Genomic DNA, 13,438 nt, shown 5'->3' with positions numbered 1-13,438 from the left:
GCACCGGGGCCCCAGCCACACCACGCCGCGCAGCACCGGGGGCCGTGGGCGGCACCGGGGCGGGGCCGCGCCGCACCGAGCCCGCCGGCCGCACCGGGGCCACGCCGCGCGGAGCCGGATACCGGCGCCCTCCCGGGATCGACGCACCAGCCGACGCGTGCCCGGCACCGCCCCCTCCCCGGCTGCACCGCCGCTCCCCGCTCACCTCCCACCCACCCGCCCCCTCCGGGGGCCTCGGTCGTCCCGGGGCCCGGCACCGCACCGGGCTCGATGCCCTGAGCCAAGACGGACGCAGCGTCAGCCGTTTCGCATGGGCGGTCGGCTCGGCAGGCGTCCGCCCCGTGCGGGCGGCCCGGCTGCCGCAAAGGGGGAGCCGGGCTTGGTCGAAGCGAGGCGGGCCCACGTGACCGGGTGGGGTTGGGGATACGGCGTGCCGATCGACAGGCGTACCGGACGAGCCCGCGGAGCGTCACTCGGCGTTCCTGCCCCGCTCACCCTCAGGGAGCGGCAGGGACTGAGGCGTCGCCCCAGGGACCGACCCCGGAGCGGGCGACCGAAGCCCCCGGCCCGGGGGCTTCGGACCTGAGCCCCCGGAGGGGCGGGCGGGTGGGAGATGGGCGAGGGAACCGGGCGTTCGAAAACCGCAGAAGCCCGCCGCCCCCGCGAACCGCGCCGCGCCGATCCCCCGCCCCGCGGAGCGGTTACGCGCCGGTCAGCGAGGCCAGGTACGCCGCCGTCTTCTCCGGCTCGTAGAAGAAGTTCTCGAAGTCGGACGGGTCGTTGAAGCCGTTCGCGAAGCGGTCGGCGGCCGGCTGGAGCTGACCGGCCGCACCGATCAGGTTGAGCACATGCTCCGGCGGAGCCTGCAGCATCGTGTTCGTCCACTTCGTGACATGCTGCGCCGTCTCCCAGTACCGGTCGAACGCCGACTGCATCCACTCCTCGTCGAACGGCTTGTCACCGTGCTCGACGATGGAGGCCAGGTACGACGCGGCGCACTTGGAGGCCGAGTTGGAACCCTGACCGGTGATCGGGTCGTTGGCCACGACCACGTCGGCGACGCCGAGGACCGCGCCGCCGGAGGGCAGCCGACCGATGGGGTTGCGGACCGTCGGGGCGTAGCGTCCGGCCAACGTGCCGTTGGCGTCGGTCAGTTCGACCTTCGTGGCGCGCGCGTACTCCCACGGCGTGAACTTCTCCATGAGCTCCAGCGTGAGCGCCAGGTGCTCGGAGGGGTCCTTGATGCCCTTGAAGGCGTCGAGCGGACCGCCGGGGATGCCCTCCCAGAAGAGGATGTCCGCGCGGCCGGACGTGGTGAGCGTGGGCATCACGAAGAGTTCGCCGACACCGGGCACCAGGTTGCAGCGCACCGCGTCGAAGTCCGGGTGCTCGGGGCGGACGCCCATCCCGTGGACGTAGGCGACGGCGAGGGCCCGCTGCGGCTCGGTGTACGGGGACCGCGACGCGTCCCGGCCGAACATCGAGACCAGCTCGCCCTTGCCGGCCGAGACCAGCACCAGGTCGTACGTGCGCGAGAAGTAGTCGAGGTCGGAGACCGCCGCGCCGTGGATGACGAGCTGCCCGCCGCGCTGCGCGAACGTCTCCATCCAGCCGGCCATCTTCACGCGCTGGTCGACGGACTGCGCGAAGCCGTCGAGCCGGCCCACCCAGTCGATGGCGCGCTGCGTCGGACCCGGGTCGTGCGAGCCGGGCGCGGCCACCGAGACGCCGAGGCCCTCGATCCGCGGGGCCTGCGACTCCCAGAAGTTGAGCTGGAGGTCACGCTCGTGCTGGAGCGCCGTGTGGAACATGCACTGCGTCGACATGACCCGCCCGGAACGGATCTCGTCGGCGGTGCGGTTGGACATCAGGGTGACCTCGTACCCCTGGGTCTGCAGGCCGAGGGCGAGCTGGAGGCCGGACTGACCGGCTCCCACGACGAGTATCTTCCGCGACATATGAGACTGCCTTAACTGCCGTAACTAATGTGTGGGGGGGCGGGGCTTGACCACTATGCGGCCACGGCGGACGCGCGACTACTCGGGGGTCGCGTCCAGGGCGTGGCCGACCAGCGCCAGAAGCGTCTCGATCGCCGCGATACGGCGCCGCGCGTCCATGATCAGCACCGGTACGTGCGGCGGCACGGTGAGCGCCTCCCGTACGTCGTCGGGCGCGAACTCCGCCGTACCGTCGAAGTGGTTGACGGCCACGACGTAGGGAAGTCCGCAGCTCTCGAAGTAGTCGAGCGCCGGGAAGCAGTCCTTCAGGCGGCGGGTGTCGGCGAGCACGACCGCACCGATCGCCCCGCGCACCAGGTCGTCCCACATGAACCAGAACCGCTGCTGCCCCGGCGTGCCGAACAGGTACAGGACCAGGTCGTCGTCGAGCGTGATGCGGCCGAAGTCCATGGCGACCGTGGTCGTGGACTTCTCCGGCGTCGCGGAGAGGTCGTCGGTCTCCTCGCTCGCCTGGGTCATCAGCGCCTCGGTCTCGAGGGGCTGGATCTCGGACACGGCCGACACCAGGGTCGTCTTGCCCACGCCGAAGCCGCCCGCCACGATGATCTTCGTGGCGACGGGGGCCCGGGTTTTGTCGGTCTGCCAGGCCTGCAACTGCTCTTCTTCTATGGGCAGTTCGTCGAGCAGTTCAGAGGCGGCGGAGTCCACTCAACACCCTTTCGAGGAGCGCCCGGTCCGGCTGTCCGGGCCCGTGGCCTGTTCCGTATACACGGATCTTTCCCTGGTCGGCGAGGTCGCTGAGCAGCACGCGCACCACGCCGAGCGGCATCTTGAGGAGCGCGGCGATCTCCGCGACCGTGCGCATGCGGCGGCACAGCGCGACGATGGCGCGCATCTCCGGCATGATGCCGGCGAGCCCGCCCTTGCCCAGCTCGGGGCGGTCCTCAGGACCCTCGATCGCCGCCGTACTGGAGATGAACGTCTCCACGAGCAGCACATGGCCGAAGCGGGTGCGGCCGCCGGTCAGCGAGTAGGGGCGCACACGGGCGGGCCTGCGGTCCGAACCGCGCACGGGAAGCCTGCTCGCGCCGTACGTCCTGCTCGTGCCGTTCGTACTGTGTGCACTGCCTGAAGTGCCCGGTGTCATCGGGTGCCCTCCATCGACTGGCGCAGTTCGCTGCGGAGTTCGGGCGTCAGGACATGCCCGGCACGGCCTACGAAGAGCGCCATGTGGTACGCGATGACACCCATGTCGCAGTCCGCGGAGGCGTGCACACCGAGCAGGGAGCCGTCGCTGATCGACATGACGAAGAGGCTGCCCTCGTCCATCGCGACCATCGTCTGCTTGATGCCTCCGCCGTCCATCAGCTTGGCGGCGCCGATGGTCAGCGAGCCGAGCCCGGCCACGATGGCCGCCAGGTCGGCGCTCGACCCTTTGGGGCCCGCGCTCGGGTCCGTCGCCGGGGCCGCGTCGTGCCGGCCCGGGTCGGAGGAGAGCAGGAGCAGTCCGTCGGACGAGACGACCGCGACGGACTGCAACCCTGGCACCTCCCCGACCAGGTCGGTCAGCAACCAGTGGAGATTGCGTGCCTCGCTACTGAGACCGTTCATTCCCTTTAGTCCGTTGAGTGCAGGGGTGGGCGCAGTCAACTGCTTGCCTCCTCGGCTGTGTCCCCCTCATTTTCACTTCTACGTCCAGGGTTCTCGGCGAACTCCGCCGTCACGTCACGGCGTCCGGCGGTGGCGCCGCGGTGGAATCCGCCGAGCTTGCGGCGCAGCGCTTCCGCGTCCACGGAGCCGGTGCGCGGCTTCGGGGCGGAGGCGGGGGCGGCCACCTTCGGGGTGCGCTTGGGCAGGCCCTTGGCGGTGACGCGCTCGGCCGGTTCGGGCTCGGGCGCGGGTTCCGGGGCGGGCTCCGGCGCGATCCGCTGGTCGAGCGGCTCGGGGTGTCCGGCGGGCCGGTCGTGCTCGTCGTACTCGTCGTGCCCGTCGTGCGGCGCGCGGGGGTGCGGCACCTCGGCGACGGGCTCGGGGGCCGGCGCGGGCTCCGGGGCCCACTCCGGTTCGGGCTCGGGGGTCGGCTCCGGCGGGACCGGCGTGCTCAGCTCCATGGTCGTTTCCGCGGGGGCCTCGACCGGCTCGACCGGCTCCGCCGACTCGCGCACCGCCTGCTCGGCCGCCTCGATCAGCGGGTCACCGTGCGCCGGAAGCGAGTGCTCCGGCTCCGTACGCCCGTACAGCTCATTGGAGTTGGCCTCCGCCTCGGATCCTGCGAAGCGGACCGCGGGCGCGGCGCCGGGCACCAGGACGGCGGGCGGCACCGAGGCGGCGGGCGCGGCGGCGAAGAGCGAGGCGGGCAGCACGGCGACCGCCGCCACCCCGCCCTGCTTCTGCTCGCGCAGCCGTACGCGCACCCCGTGCCGCACGGCGAGCCGCGCGACGACGTACAGGCCGAGCCCGAACCCGTCGACGTCCTCGGGGTCGTGCGCCTCCTCCGCGGTGAAGGAGGAGAGCCGCGTGTTCAGCTCGCGCATCCGCTCGTCGGTCATCCCTATGCCCTCGTCCTGGACGGAGAGCATGACCGAACCGCTCTCCAGGAGCCAGCCGGAGACCTCGACGGAGGCGTCCGGCGGCGAGAACGACGTGGCGTTCTCCAGGAGTTCGGCGATGAGGTGGCTGAGGTCGTCGGCGGCGAACCCGGCGAGGTGGGCGTGCGGCGGCAGCGCGGCGATGCGCACCCGCTCGTAGCGCTCGATCTCGGAGACGGCGGCGCGCACCATGTCGACGAGCGCCACGGAGCCGCCGTGCTGCGGTCCGCGCTCGGTGCCCGCGAGGACCAGGAGGTTCTCGCTGTGCCGCCGCATGACGGTGGCGGAGTGGTCGAGCTTGTAGAGCGTGGCGAGCCGGTCCGGGTCCTGCTCGCGCTCCTCCAGGCCCTCGATGATGCCCAGTTGCCGCTCGACGAGCCCGAGGGTGCGCAGCGCCAGATTGACGAACGTCCCGTGGATCGAGTGCTTGACCCGGTCCAGCTTCCGGGCGGTGTCGGCGAGTTCGCCGCGCAGCCGGTCCCGGTCGTCGGCCATCCGCTGGCGCTCGCCGACGAGGTGCTTGCGGTCGGACTCCAGGGTGCCGATGCGTCCGTGCAGCCCCACGGCGTGCGCGTGCAGGGCGTTGATCGAGTCGACGACCTGGGCGAACTCGTCGTTCCTGCCGGTGAACTTGACCGGGTCCTCGGCGGCGGGGTCGCCTGCGACGCGCGCGGAGCCGATGCGCAGCGCGGCGAGCGGCCGGGTCAGCGAACGGGCCGTCGCCATGGCCACGCCGACGGCGGCGAGCAGACAGACGCCGACGAGCGCGATCCGGATCTCCAGCGCCGTCACGTCGTCGTCGCGCAGCTGCTCCAGGCGCTTGACCCGCTGGTCCCCGAGCGCGGCCTCGGCGCCCCGCATGAGGTCGATCCGGGCGGTGAGGGCGTCCTCGACGTTCTTGGAGTTGTAGCGGAGCTCGCTCGCGCTCAGCGTCGGGGCGTCGGCGAGGTTCTTCAGATACGTCTCGGCGCGCGTGGCGTCCGGGCCCGTGACGGTGGAGTCGTACGCGTTGACCGCCGCGGTCGTCCCCGAGTCGTGGAAGTCGTCGAGCGCGGCCTGCTCGCGGACCCTGGCCCGCTGGCCCGCGGCGCTCAGGGCGTCGCGCTGGCCGCGGGCGGTGGAGGACTCGCCGACGACCGCCTTGCGCAGGCCGGTCGCCGGGTCGATCTCCGTGGTCGTGGTGCGCGGCACGGCGAGCGCGGCGAGCAGCAGGCCGCGCGCGGCGGACGCCTGCTCGACGGCGCGGTCCAGGTCCGCGAGGGCGTACGCCCCCGAACCCGCGCGCACGGGTATGCGCTCGGCCAGATCCTCGGCGCGCGCGTGCAGTTCGCCGATGGAGCGCGAGTACGCGGTGTGGGCCTCCAGGGCGGAGCCCTTGCCGGTGAGGGCGGAGCGGCGCACGGCGGCGACGTCGTCGAGGGTGCGGCGCAGCGCGGCCGGCGCGTCCACGCGCAGCTCGTCGACCTGCCGGTCGACGCGGGCCCCGCGCTCCTCGCTCAGGCCCTGGCCCTTGGACCGGCCGGCGGCGATGAAGCGGGTGACCTCGTCCCGCTCGTCCGCGAGCGCGTGCGACAGGGCGAGCGAGCGCTGGGTCTGCTGGGCGTCGTCGACGAGGGTCTGCGATTCGCCCACGCGGTCGGAGGCGCCGACGATCACCGGCGCCCCGGCGCCGACGACGGCCGCGGCGACCACGGCCACCGCCACGATCAAGCGGCTGCGGACCCGGGCGCGCTTGCCCCGGCCGGAACCCGTGCGGCTCACCTCGGGCGCCTGGTCCGGTGCGACATCACCCGACACACCCAGCCCACTGGCCCCATTACCGCCGGAGGTGTTCCCCACTGATGCTCGCATTCCTGACTCGTCCTACCCCATGGGTCCGGGTGACGCTGCGTCAACACTCGTGACCCTCCTGGCCTGGCCCCTGACCCTTCCAGTGCCGGTGAGCAGGGGGCGCCCATCACCTCGCCCGCCACCCGAAGGAGTGAACATCGAGCGGGAGTTGGGGAGCAAGTTCCCGCGCCGCGATCACCCTCCGTCAACCGCGCGCGGGTTGGACGTCTTCGGCGGCCTTTGGCAGGATGCCCCGCCACACCCCCGACGGAAGTGATCATTCCGTGCAAACCCGGCGCTCAGGGGCTCCTTCGGGCCGCTGCGGGATCTGCACAGAATCCCTACGGAACGGCTCGGCCCAACTCGCGGCGTGCCAGCGCTCCGTGAGGGTGCCTCATGCAGACTGACCGCATGCGCATCGAACTGACCACCGAGCCGGGCGCCGCCGAGCGGCCGAACGAGGACTACGTATCGATGGCCGCACCGGCCGCCGGGCACGGTGGATCGCTCGTCGTCCTCGACGGGGTCACTCCCCCGGCGACCGACGTCGGCTGCCGGCACTCCGTCCCGTGGTTCGCCGCCCACCTCGGCGGCGCACTGGCCGAACTGTCCGTTTCGCGGCGCGATCTGAGCCTGGCCGACGTGCTCGGCGCGGCGATCGCCCGGACCGCGGACGCCCACCGGGACACCTGTGACCTTTCTCACCCGCGTACTCCGCAGGCGACCGTCGTACTCGCCCGCTGGGACGCGGAGCAGGTGGAGCATCTGGTGCTGTCCGACTCGGCGTTGCTCGTCGAGGCCCCCGACGGCACGGTCACGCCCCTGCTCGACGAGCGCCTCGACCGGGTCCCGCGCGCCAACCTCGTGTCGAACGAGGTGGCCGACGCCACGGTGCGCAACAAGGAGGGCGGCTTCTTCACGGCCGCCGCGGACCCGTCGGTGGCGCGGCGCGCGGTGACCGGCACGCTCCCCCGGTCCGGGGTGCGGGCGCTCGCGGCGATGACGGACGGCGTGACGCGCTGGGTGGAGAAGTTCCACGAGGGCGACTGGACGGACCTGTTCACCCTCGTACGCAAGGAGGGCGCGGAGGCGGTGGTGTCGCGGGTACGGGCCCTGGAGGACGCGGATGCGGAGACCCGTACGTATCTGCGCCGCAGTAAGACCCACGATGACGCAACGTTGGCGTACGTAGAGCTGTAACGCCTCGGGGCTCCGCCCCGGACCCCGCGCCTCAAACGCCGGCGGGGCTGTACTTGGCAGAACTATTCGGCGCCGGCGTTCAACTGGTGCAACAACCTCGCCAGCTCCGCGACCTCACGCCGATCCCACCCGTCCAGCTGCCGCACATACCGCATGCGCCGAGCATCCCGCACACGCCCGAAGTGCTCCCGGCCGGACTCCGTGAGCGAGACCAGCCACGCCCGGCCGTCCGCGGGATCCGGCTCGCGGCCGACGAAGCCGAGCTCCTCCAGGGCCCGCAGCTGGCGGCTCATCGTCGCCTTGCCGACGCCGATGTACCCGGCGAGCTCGGTGGCCCGCTGCGCCCCGCACTCCTCCAGGCGCACAAGGAGTCCGTACGCGGCCGGTTCCAGGTCGGGGTGGACCTCGCGGGCCATCTCGCCGGAATTGGCCCGGGCCCGGCGCAGGAAAACGGTCAACTCGCGTTCCAGGGCGAGGAATTCGCCGTCCACAGCCGTCGGCGCGGCGGCGGTTCGCGGCTCGGATTCCGCGCTCCGCCGCCCGCCGTTTCCGTCTTCGCGCACGTCAGCACCTCTGAAAGTTTTCACCCATCACGGTCATCACCGCAGTTCCACCAGTATTTCGCAGGAGTAGACCAACGGCACACACCGGCCCCTCTTCCCGCCACGGGTCTACGTGCGTAGCGTTCTTACCGCTGCCAGTCGTGGCATGCACACACCATCAAGCGCACCGGCGCCACCGCACGTCACCCACGTCGTACTCGGAGGCCGCTCATGCCCGTGCACAGACCTGTCACCACCCGCCGCAGACGCGGCAGCACCCGCCTCGGAATCGCCGGCACCCTGCTCGCGGCGCTCTCCCTTCTCCTTGCCCTGCCGGGCGCGGCGCATGCCGCCGACGTCCCCGCGCGCGGTGAGGCCCACATGGGCATGGGGGTCGCCGCACACGACGGCGTCGGCTCCCTGCCGCCCAGCAACGGCGTCGCCGCCACGCAGACCGAGGGCGTCGACGTCTCCAGCCACCAGGGCAACGTGGCCTGGTCGACGCTCTGGAACAGCGGCGTGCGCTGGGCCTACACCAAGGCCACCGAAGGCACGTACTACACGAACCCGTACTTCGCGCAGCAGTACAACGGCTCGTACAACGTGGGCATGGTCCGCGGCGCGTACCACTTCGCGACCCCTGACACCACGAGCGGCGCCACCCAGGCCAACTACTTCGTGGACCACGGAGGCGGCTGGTCCAAGGACGGCAGGACGCTGCCGGGCGCGCTCGACATCGAGTGGAACCCGTACGGCGCCGCCTGCTTCGGCAAGACGCAGAGCGGCATGGTGACCTGGATCCGGGACTTCCTGAACCAGTACAAGGCCCGCACGGGCCGCGACGCCGTCATCTACACGGCGACCAGCTGGTGGACCCAGTGCACGGGCAACTACAGCGGCTTCGCGGCCAACAACCCGCTGTGGATCGCCCGCTACGCCTCCACCGTCGGCACGCTGCCGGCCGGCTGGAGCTACCAGACCATGTGGCAGTACACGTCGACAGGACCGACGGTCGGCGACCACAACAAGTTCAACGGCGCCCTCGACCGCGTCGTGGCCCTCGCCAACGGCTGAGCCCTCAAGAGCGGACCAACAGTCGAGCAGACGGCGGCCGGGCTCCCCCCTCCGGTGAGTCCGGCCGCCGCCGCGTTCAGGTGGAGCCGGTCAGCACCTGCCGGCCGGCCTGTCGCGCTTCACGAGGTTCGTGTAGCCGGTGGTGCCGTCGAGCCACAGGACGCGCTGCCCCTCGTCGGCGGCGGCGTACGCCTGGTCGCCGCGGTTGCAGGAGACGCGCTGCGTGCCGCCCTTGCCGTCCGGTGCCACCTGGACCAGCTTCGGCAGCGTGTCGTTGGCCCAGTCCGTGGCCGGCGGCAGCGTGGTGACGCTGACCGCGTCGTCCGAGGCCGTCAGCGAGTAGGCGTACAGCGAGCCGTCGCCGGACTCCGGGGTGAGGGTGAGCGGGTTCTTGCCGTCGAGGTCCGCGCGGCGCACCGCGGCCTGCCCGGTGTCGGTGGCGTCGTTGTCCTCGATCCAGAAGACGCCGTCGTCGGTGATCGCGGTCTGGCCGATGCCCACCGTCTTGGTGGCGTCGGCGACGGGCATCGTCGTCTTGGCGCCGGTCGCCCCGTCGAGGACCTCGACGCCGACCGTGTAGTTGCCGTTCGCGTCGGGAGCCACCTTGGCGTAGGCGATCTTGCCGTCCTTGATGGAGGCCAGGCCCGAGATGTTGTACGGACGGCCGCCGTCGACCAGACCGGTGGCGCCGGTCTTCATGTTGACGTACCGGACGTTCGTGACGCCGAACTGCGGGTTGAACGCGGTGTAGGCGAGGTAGTCGCCGTCCACGACGAGCCCGGAGACGTCGCTGCCGATGCCGTCGACCTGCTTCGCGACGCCGCCCTTGACCGGGCGCGCCATGATCTTGATGCCGGTGCTGCTGTAGTCGGCCCACACCACCGTCTTGCCGTCGGTGTCCGCGTAGACGTTGTAGTCGCCGTTGTTGGCGCTCATCAGCTGGGGCGTGCCCTTGCCCGAGGTGTTGCCCAGCCACACCGAGTACGGCTCGCTGCCGTCCTCGTTGGAGTTGGAGACGGCGTACTTGCCGCCGCCCGCGCCGACGCCGGTGTTGTAGATGTTGACCTTGGACAGGATCGTGTCGGTGTCGACGCCGAGCGCCTTCTCCCAGCCGGGGGCGATGCCGTGGGCGTCGAACGACCGCTTCACGACGGCGAGTTGGGCCTTGGTGACGCCCAGTTCCTGCGCGGCGGCGACGACCGCGGCGCGCCCCTCGGTGAAGCCGTCGAGCGGGGTCATGTACGCGGACAGGGCGCGGTAGACGATCTTGTCGGCGAGGTCGCCGCCGAGGTCCTGGCGGATGTCCCACAGGGCGCCGGAGAAGATCGTCGAGTTGAGGTGCACGCCGCCGTTGTCACCGCGGTAGGTGACACCGATGAAGTCCTTGGACGTGGTCTTGCCGTCGTTGAGGTCGCGCAGGGCGCACTCGCGGGGGCTGAGCGTGGTGCACAGGTCCTCGCCGAGCAGGCCCGCGTCCGGGTCGTCCATCGACTGGCCGTTGGCCTCCAGGTCGATGGCGTTGCCGAAGTAGTCGGCGAGGCCCTCGTTCATGGCGCCGGACTGGCCCGCGTAGACGAGGTTCGCGGTGTGCTCGACGACGCCGTGGGTCATCTCGTGGCCGACGACGTCGGTGTCGGCAGAGAAGGTGCGGTAGTCGCCGCCACCCTGGCCGTACACCATCTTGGTGCCGTCCCAGAAGGCGTTGTTGTACGGGCCGCCGTTCTGCGTCACGCCGACCAGGGAGTAGATGTAGCCGTCCTTGCCGTCGAGACCGGCGCGGCCGAAGTGGTTCTTGTAGTAGTCGTAGACCTTGCCGGCCGCCCAATGGGCGTCGATCGCGCCGGAGTTGGTGAAGTCCTCGCCGAGCTCGGGCGTGGCCGACTGGAACGTCTTGATGCCGGTGGGCCAGCGGCCGGACGCGGAGGCGACCTCGCGGCCGCGGGCGTCGTAGGTCGACAGCATGGGGCCCTCGTACGGGGAGTCCGCGGCCCGCCTGCCGTAGTCGATCATCTGGTAGACGCCCTTGGTGTCCTTGTACAGGTTCACCTCGGTCTTCTCACCGTTGTAGCGGGTGCCGGTGCCCTTGACGACGAGCTGGTCGGCGGCGGTGGTGGCCGCGTCCCCGTCCGTGGGCGCCTCGTCGGTGGCGCCGGTCGCCGTGCCCGTGGCGCCGAACGTCTTGATGCCGCTGTACTGGAGCAGCGGGAAGCCGGAGCGGGCGTCGACGTAGACCTCCTGCTTGACCGGCGAGCCGTCGGCCGGGCTGACGCCGGTGACGGTGATGTGCCGGGTGAGCACGCCCGAGCCCTGCGGGAGGATCGTGACGCCGGTGGCCTTGCCGGTGAGCGCCTTGTCCCCCTTTGCCGGGGCGGTCAGCAGGCCGCCCCCGAGCTGCGTGCCGACGGCGGCGACCGCGCGCTGGACGGCGGTCTTCTCGGAGACCTTCGGGTCGACCGTGGCGAGCTTCAGCTCGGTGAAGTACTTGCCGGAGGTGCCGGTGACGGTCCGCTCGCCGCCCTTCTTCTCCATCCGGACGACGTACTCACCGCCGAGCACCGTGACGCCCCGGTACTTCTGCTGGAGCCGAACGGTCTCCCGACCGCCCTCGCTCTGCGTGCTGACGGTCGTCAGGTCCTTCGGCGACGTGTCGGCGATGTGGTACCGGCTCTTCTTCGCCTTGAGATGCCCGCGCGCCGCGTCGGCCGCGCTGCCGCCGCCGGCCGCCTCCTCGTGCAGATCGGTCACGAGGGCCGGGGTGTCCGTGTCGGTCCCCGCCACCACGGACGTGTCGTCGGCCGCGGCGGCGGTGGCCGCCTGGGCGGCCGGCACCCCGGTCACCAGCAGTCCGGCGACGGCGAGCAGCGCCGCGACGCCCTGGCCGACGGATATACCGCCGCTCCCCTGCCCCGATGTGTTGCCGGGTCTGCCTGATCCGCTGCCGGTTCTGCCTGATCTCCTGCGTGCTGCACTCCGCACGGTGCCCCTCCGGTGTCACTGACGCGTGAACGGATATCGGATGCGGCCATGCAAGTACCGGAGCGGGGGTGCGAACAATGCGTTCCAGGTGCCGACTTGTGTACGTGCCCACTTGTGTGGCCTGCACGGATCAACCGAAAATCCCCTGGTGACATCGGCTGGGCACGACGACGCGCAGTGGCAGGCCCTCGGTCTCGGCGAGAGCGAACTGAGGGTCTACGAAGCGCTGCTCGGAGGCGGTGACTTCGCCTCGCGGGCAGCGCTCGCCCGCGCGACCGGGCTGCCCGCGCGCCGCGTCGCGGTCGCCCTCGACCACCTCGCGGAGCGCGGCTGCACGCTGCCGTCGCCGCGCGGCGGCGCCCTCCCGCTCGCGGTGCCGCCCGCCACGGCGCTGCGCAACCTGATCCACCGGCACCAGGCGGAACTGCTGCGCCGCTCGGCCGAGTTGGAGGACCTGACGGGGGCGGTGGACCGGCTGGCGGCCGGGTTGCTGACCGCCACGCCGGCGGACGTCCGGGCGATGGGGATCGAGACGGTGCGCGGTGGCCGGGCCATCGCGGAGCGCGTCGCGGCGATGCTGGCCTCCGCCACCACGGAAGTGGCGCTGCTCGACCGGCCGCCGTACGCCTCCAGCCAGCCGGACGGCATGCCGGCACCGCTCGACGTGGCGGCCCCCGTACGGCGCGGGGCGCGGGTGCGGGTGGTGGTGGACCGGGAGGGCCTCACCTTCCCGGGGCGCGTCCGGGGCCTCAACGACCTTGCCACGCAGGGCGTTCAGATCCGGGTGGGCAAGGACCTGCCGACGAAGCTCTTCACGGTGGACCGCAGGGTGACCCTGCTCCCGCCGACGGACGCGGCGGACCCGACGGCCTCGGCACTCGTCGTCAGCGACTCCCTGCTGAGCCACGCCCTCGTCCCGCTCTTCGACGCGGTGTGGGAGCGGGCGGTGCCGATCGGCGCGGACTCCCCCGACGAGATCACGGACGAGGACCGCGAGCTGCTGACGCTCCTCGCCTCGGGCCTCAAGGACGAGGCGATCGCCCGCCGCCTGGACGTCCACGTCCACACGGTGCGCCGCCGCATCACCCGCCTGATGACGATGCTGAACGCGCAGACGCGCTTTCAGGCGGGTGTGCGGGCGACGCTGAGGGGCTGGCTGTCGGTGTAAACGGACGCCCGCCCCTGCGGCGCTCCAGCGCTTTGAAACGCCCCCCACAGCGCGAGAGACAGCGGCGCCCCGGGCCACTAAAACCCCAGCGGCGAATGTGCA

Annotated in this window: 10 protein-coding genes; 3 read left to right on the top strand and 7 right to left on the bottom strand. The window is 71.8% G+C overall.

What is annotated here, in order from left to right:
• Nucleotides 1–701 precede the first annotated feature (701 nt).
• The 5 genes from ACYSUO_RS35885 to ACYSUO_RS35865 form a co-directional block, all read right to left on the bottom strand.
• Nucleotides 702–1,958 (bottom strand): styrene monooxygenase/indole monooxygenase family protein, encoded by a 1,257-nt coding sequence (locus tag ACYSUO_RS35885; protein ID WP_461780398.1) that lies wholly within the window; start codon nucleotides 1,956–1,958, stop codon nucleotides 702–704.
• Between the two features lie 78 nt (nucleotides 1,959–2,036).
• Nucleotides 2,037–2,666 carry a GTP-binding protein gene (locus tag ACYSUO_RS35880; RefSeq protein ID WP_461780397.1) on the bottom strand — a complete coding sequence of 210 codons (630 nt, stop codon included), beginning with the start codon at nucleotides 2,664–2,666 and terminating at the stop codon, nucleotides 2,037–2,039.
• The gene (locus tag ACYSUO_RS35875) at nucleotides 2,647–3,105 is read right to left on the bottom strand and encodes a DUF742 domain-containing protein (protein ID WP_403850893.1); all 459 of its coding nucleotides are present in this window, start codon (nucleotides 3,103–3,105) and stop codon (nucleotides 2,647–2,649) included. Before ACYSUO_RS35875 ends, ACYSUO_RS35880 begins: the two co-directional genes overlap by 20 nt.
• Nucleotides 3,102–3,569 (bottom strand): roadblock/LC7 domain-containing protein, encoded by a 468-nt coding sequence (locus ACYSUO_RS35870; RefSeq protein WP_461780396.1) that lies wholly within the window; start codon nucleotides 3,567–3,569, stop codon nucleotides 3,102–3,104. The genes ACYSUO_RS35875 and ACYSUO_RS35870 overlap by 4 nt, the downstream gene beginning before the upstream one ends.
• Before the next feature lie 35 nt (nucleotides 3,570–3,604).
• Nucleotides 3,605–6,397, bottom strand: coding sequence for a sensor histidine kinase (locus ACYSUO_RS35865; protein ID WP_461780395.1), 2,793 nt, complete (start codon nucleotides 6,395–6,397; stop codon nucleotides 3,605–3,607).
• Nucleotides 6,398–6,787: 390 nt separating this feature from the next.
• Between ACYSUO_RS35865 and ACYSUO_RS35860 the strand changes: the two genes are divergently transcribed.
• Nucleotides 6,788–7,576 carry a protein phosphatase 2C domain-containing protein gene (locus ACYSUO_RS35860; protein ID WP_461780394.1) on the top strand — a complete coding sequence of 263 codons (789 nt, stop codon included), beginning with the start codon at nucleotides 6,788–6,790 and terminating at the stop codon, nucleotides 7,574–7,576.
• Between the two features lie 62 nt (nucleotides 7,577–7,638).
• Here ACYSUO_RS35860 and ACYSUO_RS35855 read toward each other — a convergent pair whose 3' ends face one another.
• A complete protein-coding gene (locus tag ACYSUO_RS35855) occupies nucleotides 7,639–8,139 on the bottom strand; it encodes a MarR family winged helix-turn-helix transcriptional regulator (RefSeq protein ID WP_461780393.1) in 501 nt (166 codons plus the stop codon).
• 210 nt (nucleotides 8,140–8,349) lie between these two features.
• Between ACYSUO_RS35855 and ACYSUO_RS35850 the strand changes: the two genes are divergently transcribed.
• The gene (locus ACYSUO_RS35850) at nucleotides 8,350–9,192 is read left to right on the top strand and encodes a lysozyme (RefSeq protein WP_461780392.1); all 843 of its coding nucleotides are present in this window, start codon (nucleotides 8,350–8,352) and stop codon (nucleotides 9,190–9,192) included.
• Nucleotides 9,193–9,282: 90 nt separating this feature from the next.
• On the opposite strand, the gene ACYSUO_RS35845 is transcribed toward ACYSUO_RS35850, so the two are convergent.
• A complete protein-coding gene (locus tag ACYSUO_RS35845) occupies nucleotides 9,283–12,081 on the bottom strand; it encodes a M4 family metallopeptidase (protein WP_461780447.1) in 2,799 nt (932 codons plus the stop codon).
• A 235-nt stretch (nucleotides 12,082–12,316) separates the two neighbouring features.
• Between ACYSUO_RS35845 and ACYSUO_RS35840 the strand changes: the two genes are divergently transcribed.
• The gene (locus ACYSUO_RS35840; protein WP_461780391.1) at nucleotides 12,317–13,336 is read left to right on the top strand and encodes a LuxR C-terminal-related transcriptional regulator; all 1,020 of its coding nucleotides are present in this window, start codon (nucleotides 12,317–12,319) and stop codon (nucleotides 13,334–13,336) included.
• The last annotated feature ends 102 nt before the right edge of the window (nucleotides 13,337–13,438 follow it).

The sequence above is a fragment of the Streptomyces sp. UC4497 genome (assembly GCF_054871485.1).
Note: the sequence above shows the minus strand (reverse complement) of the source record. Positions and strands in the feature narration are given on the sequence as shown.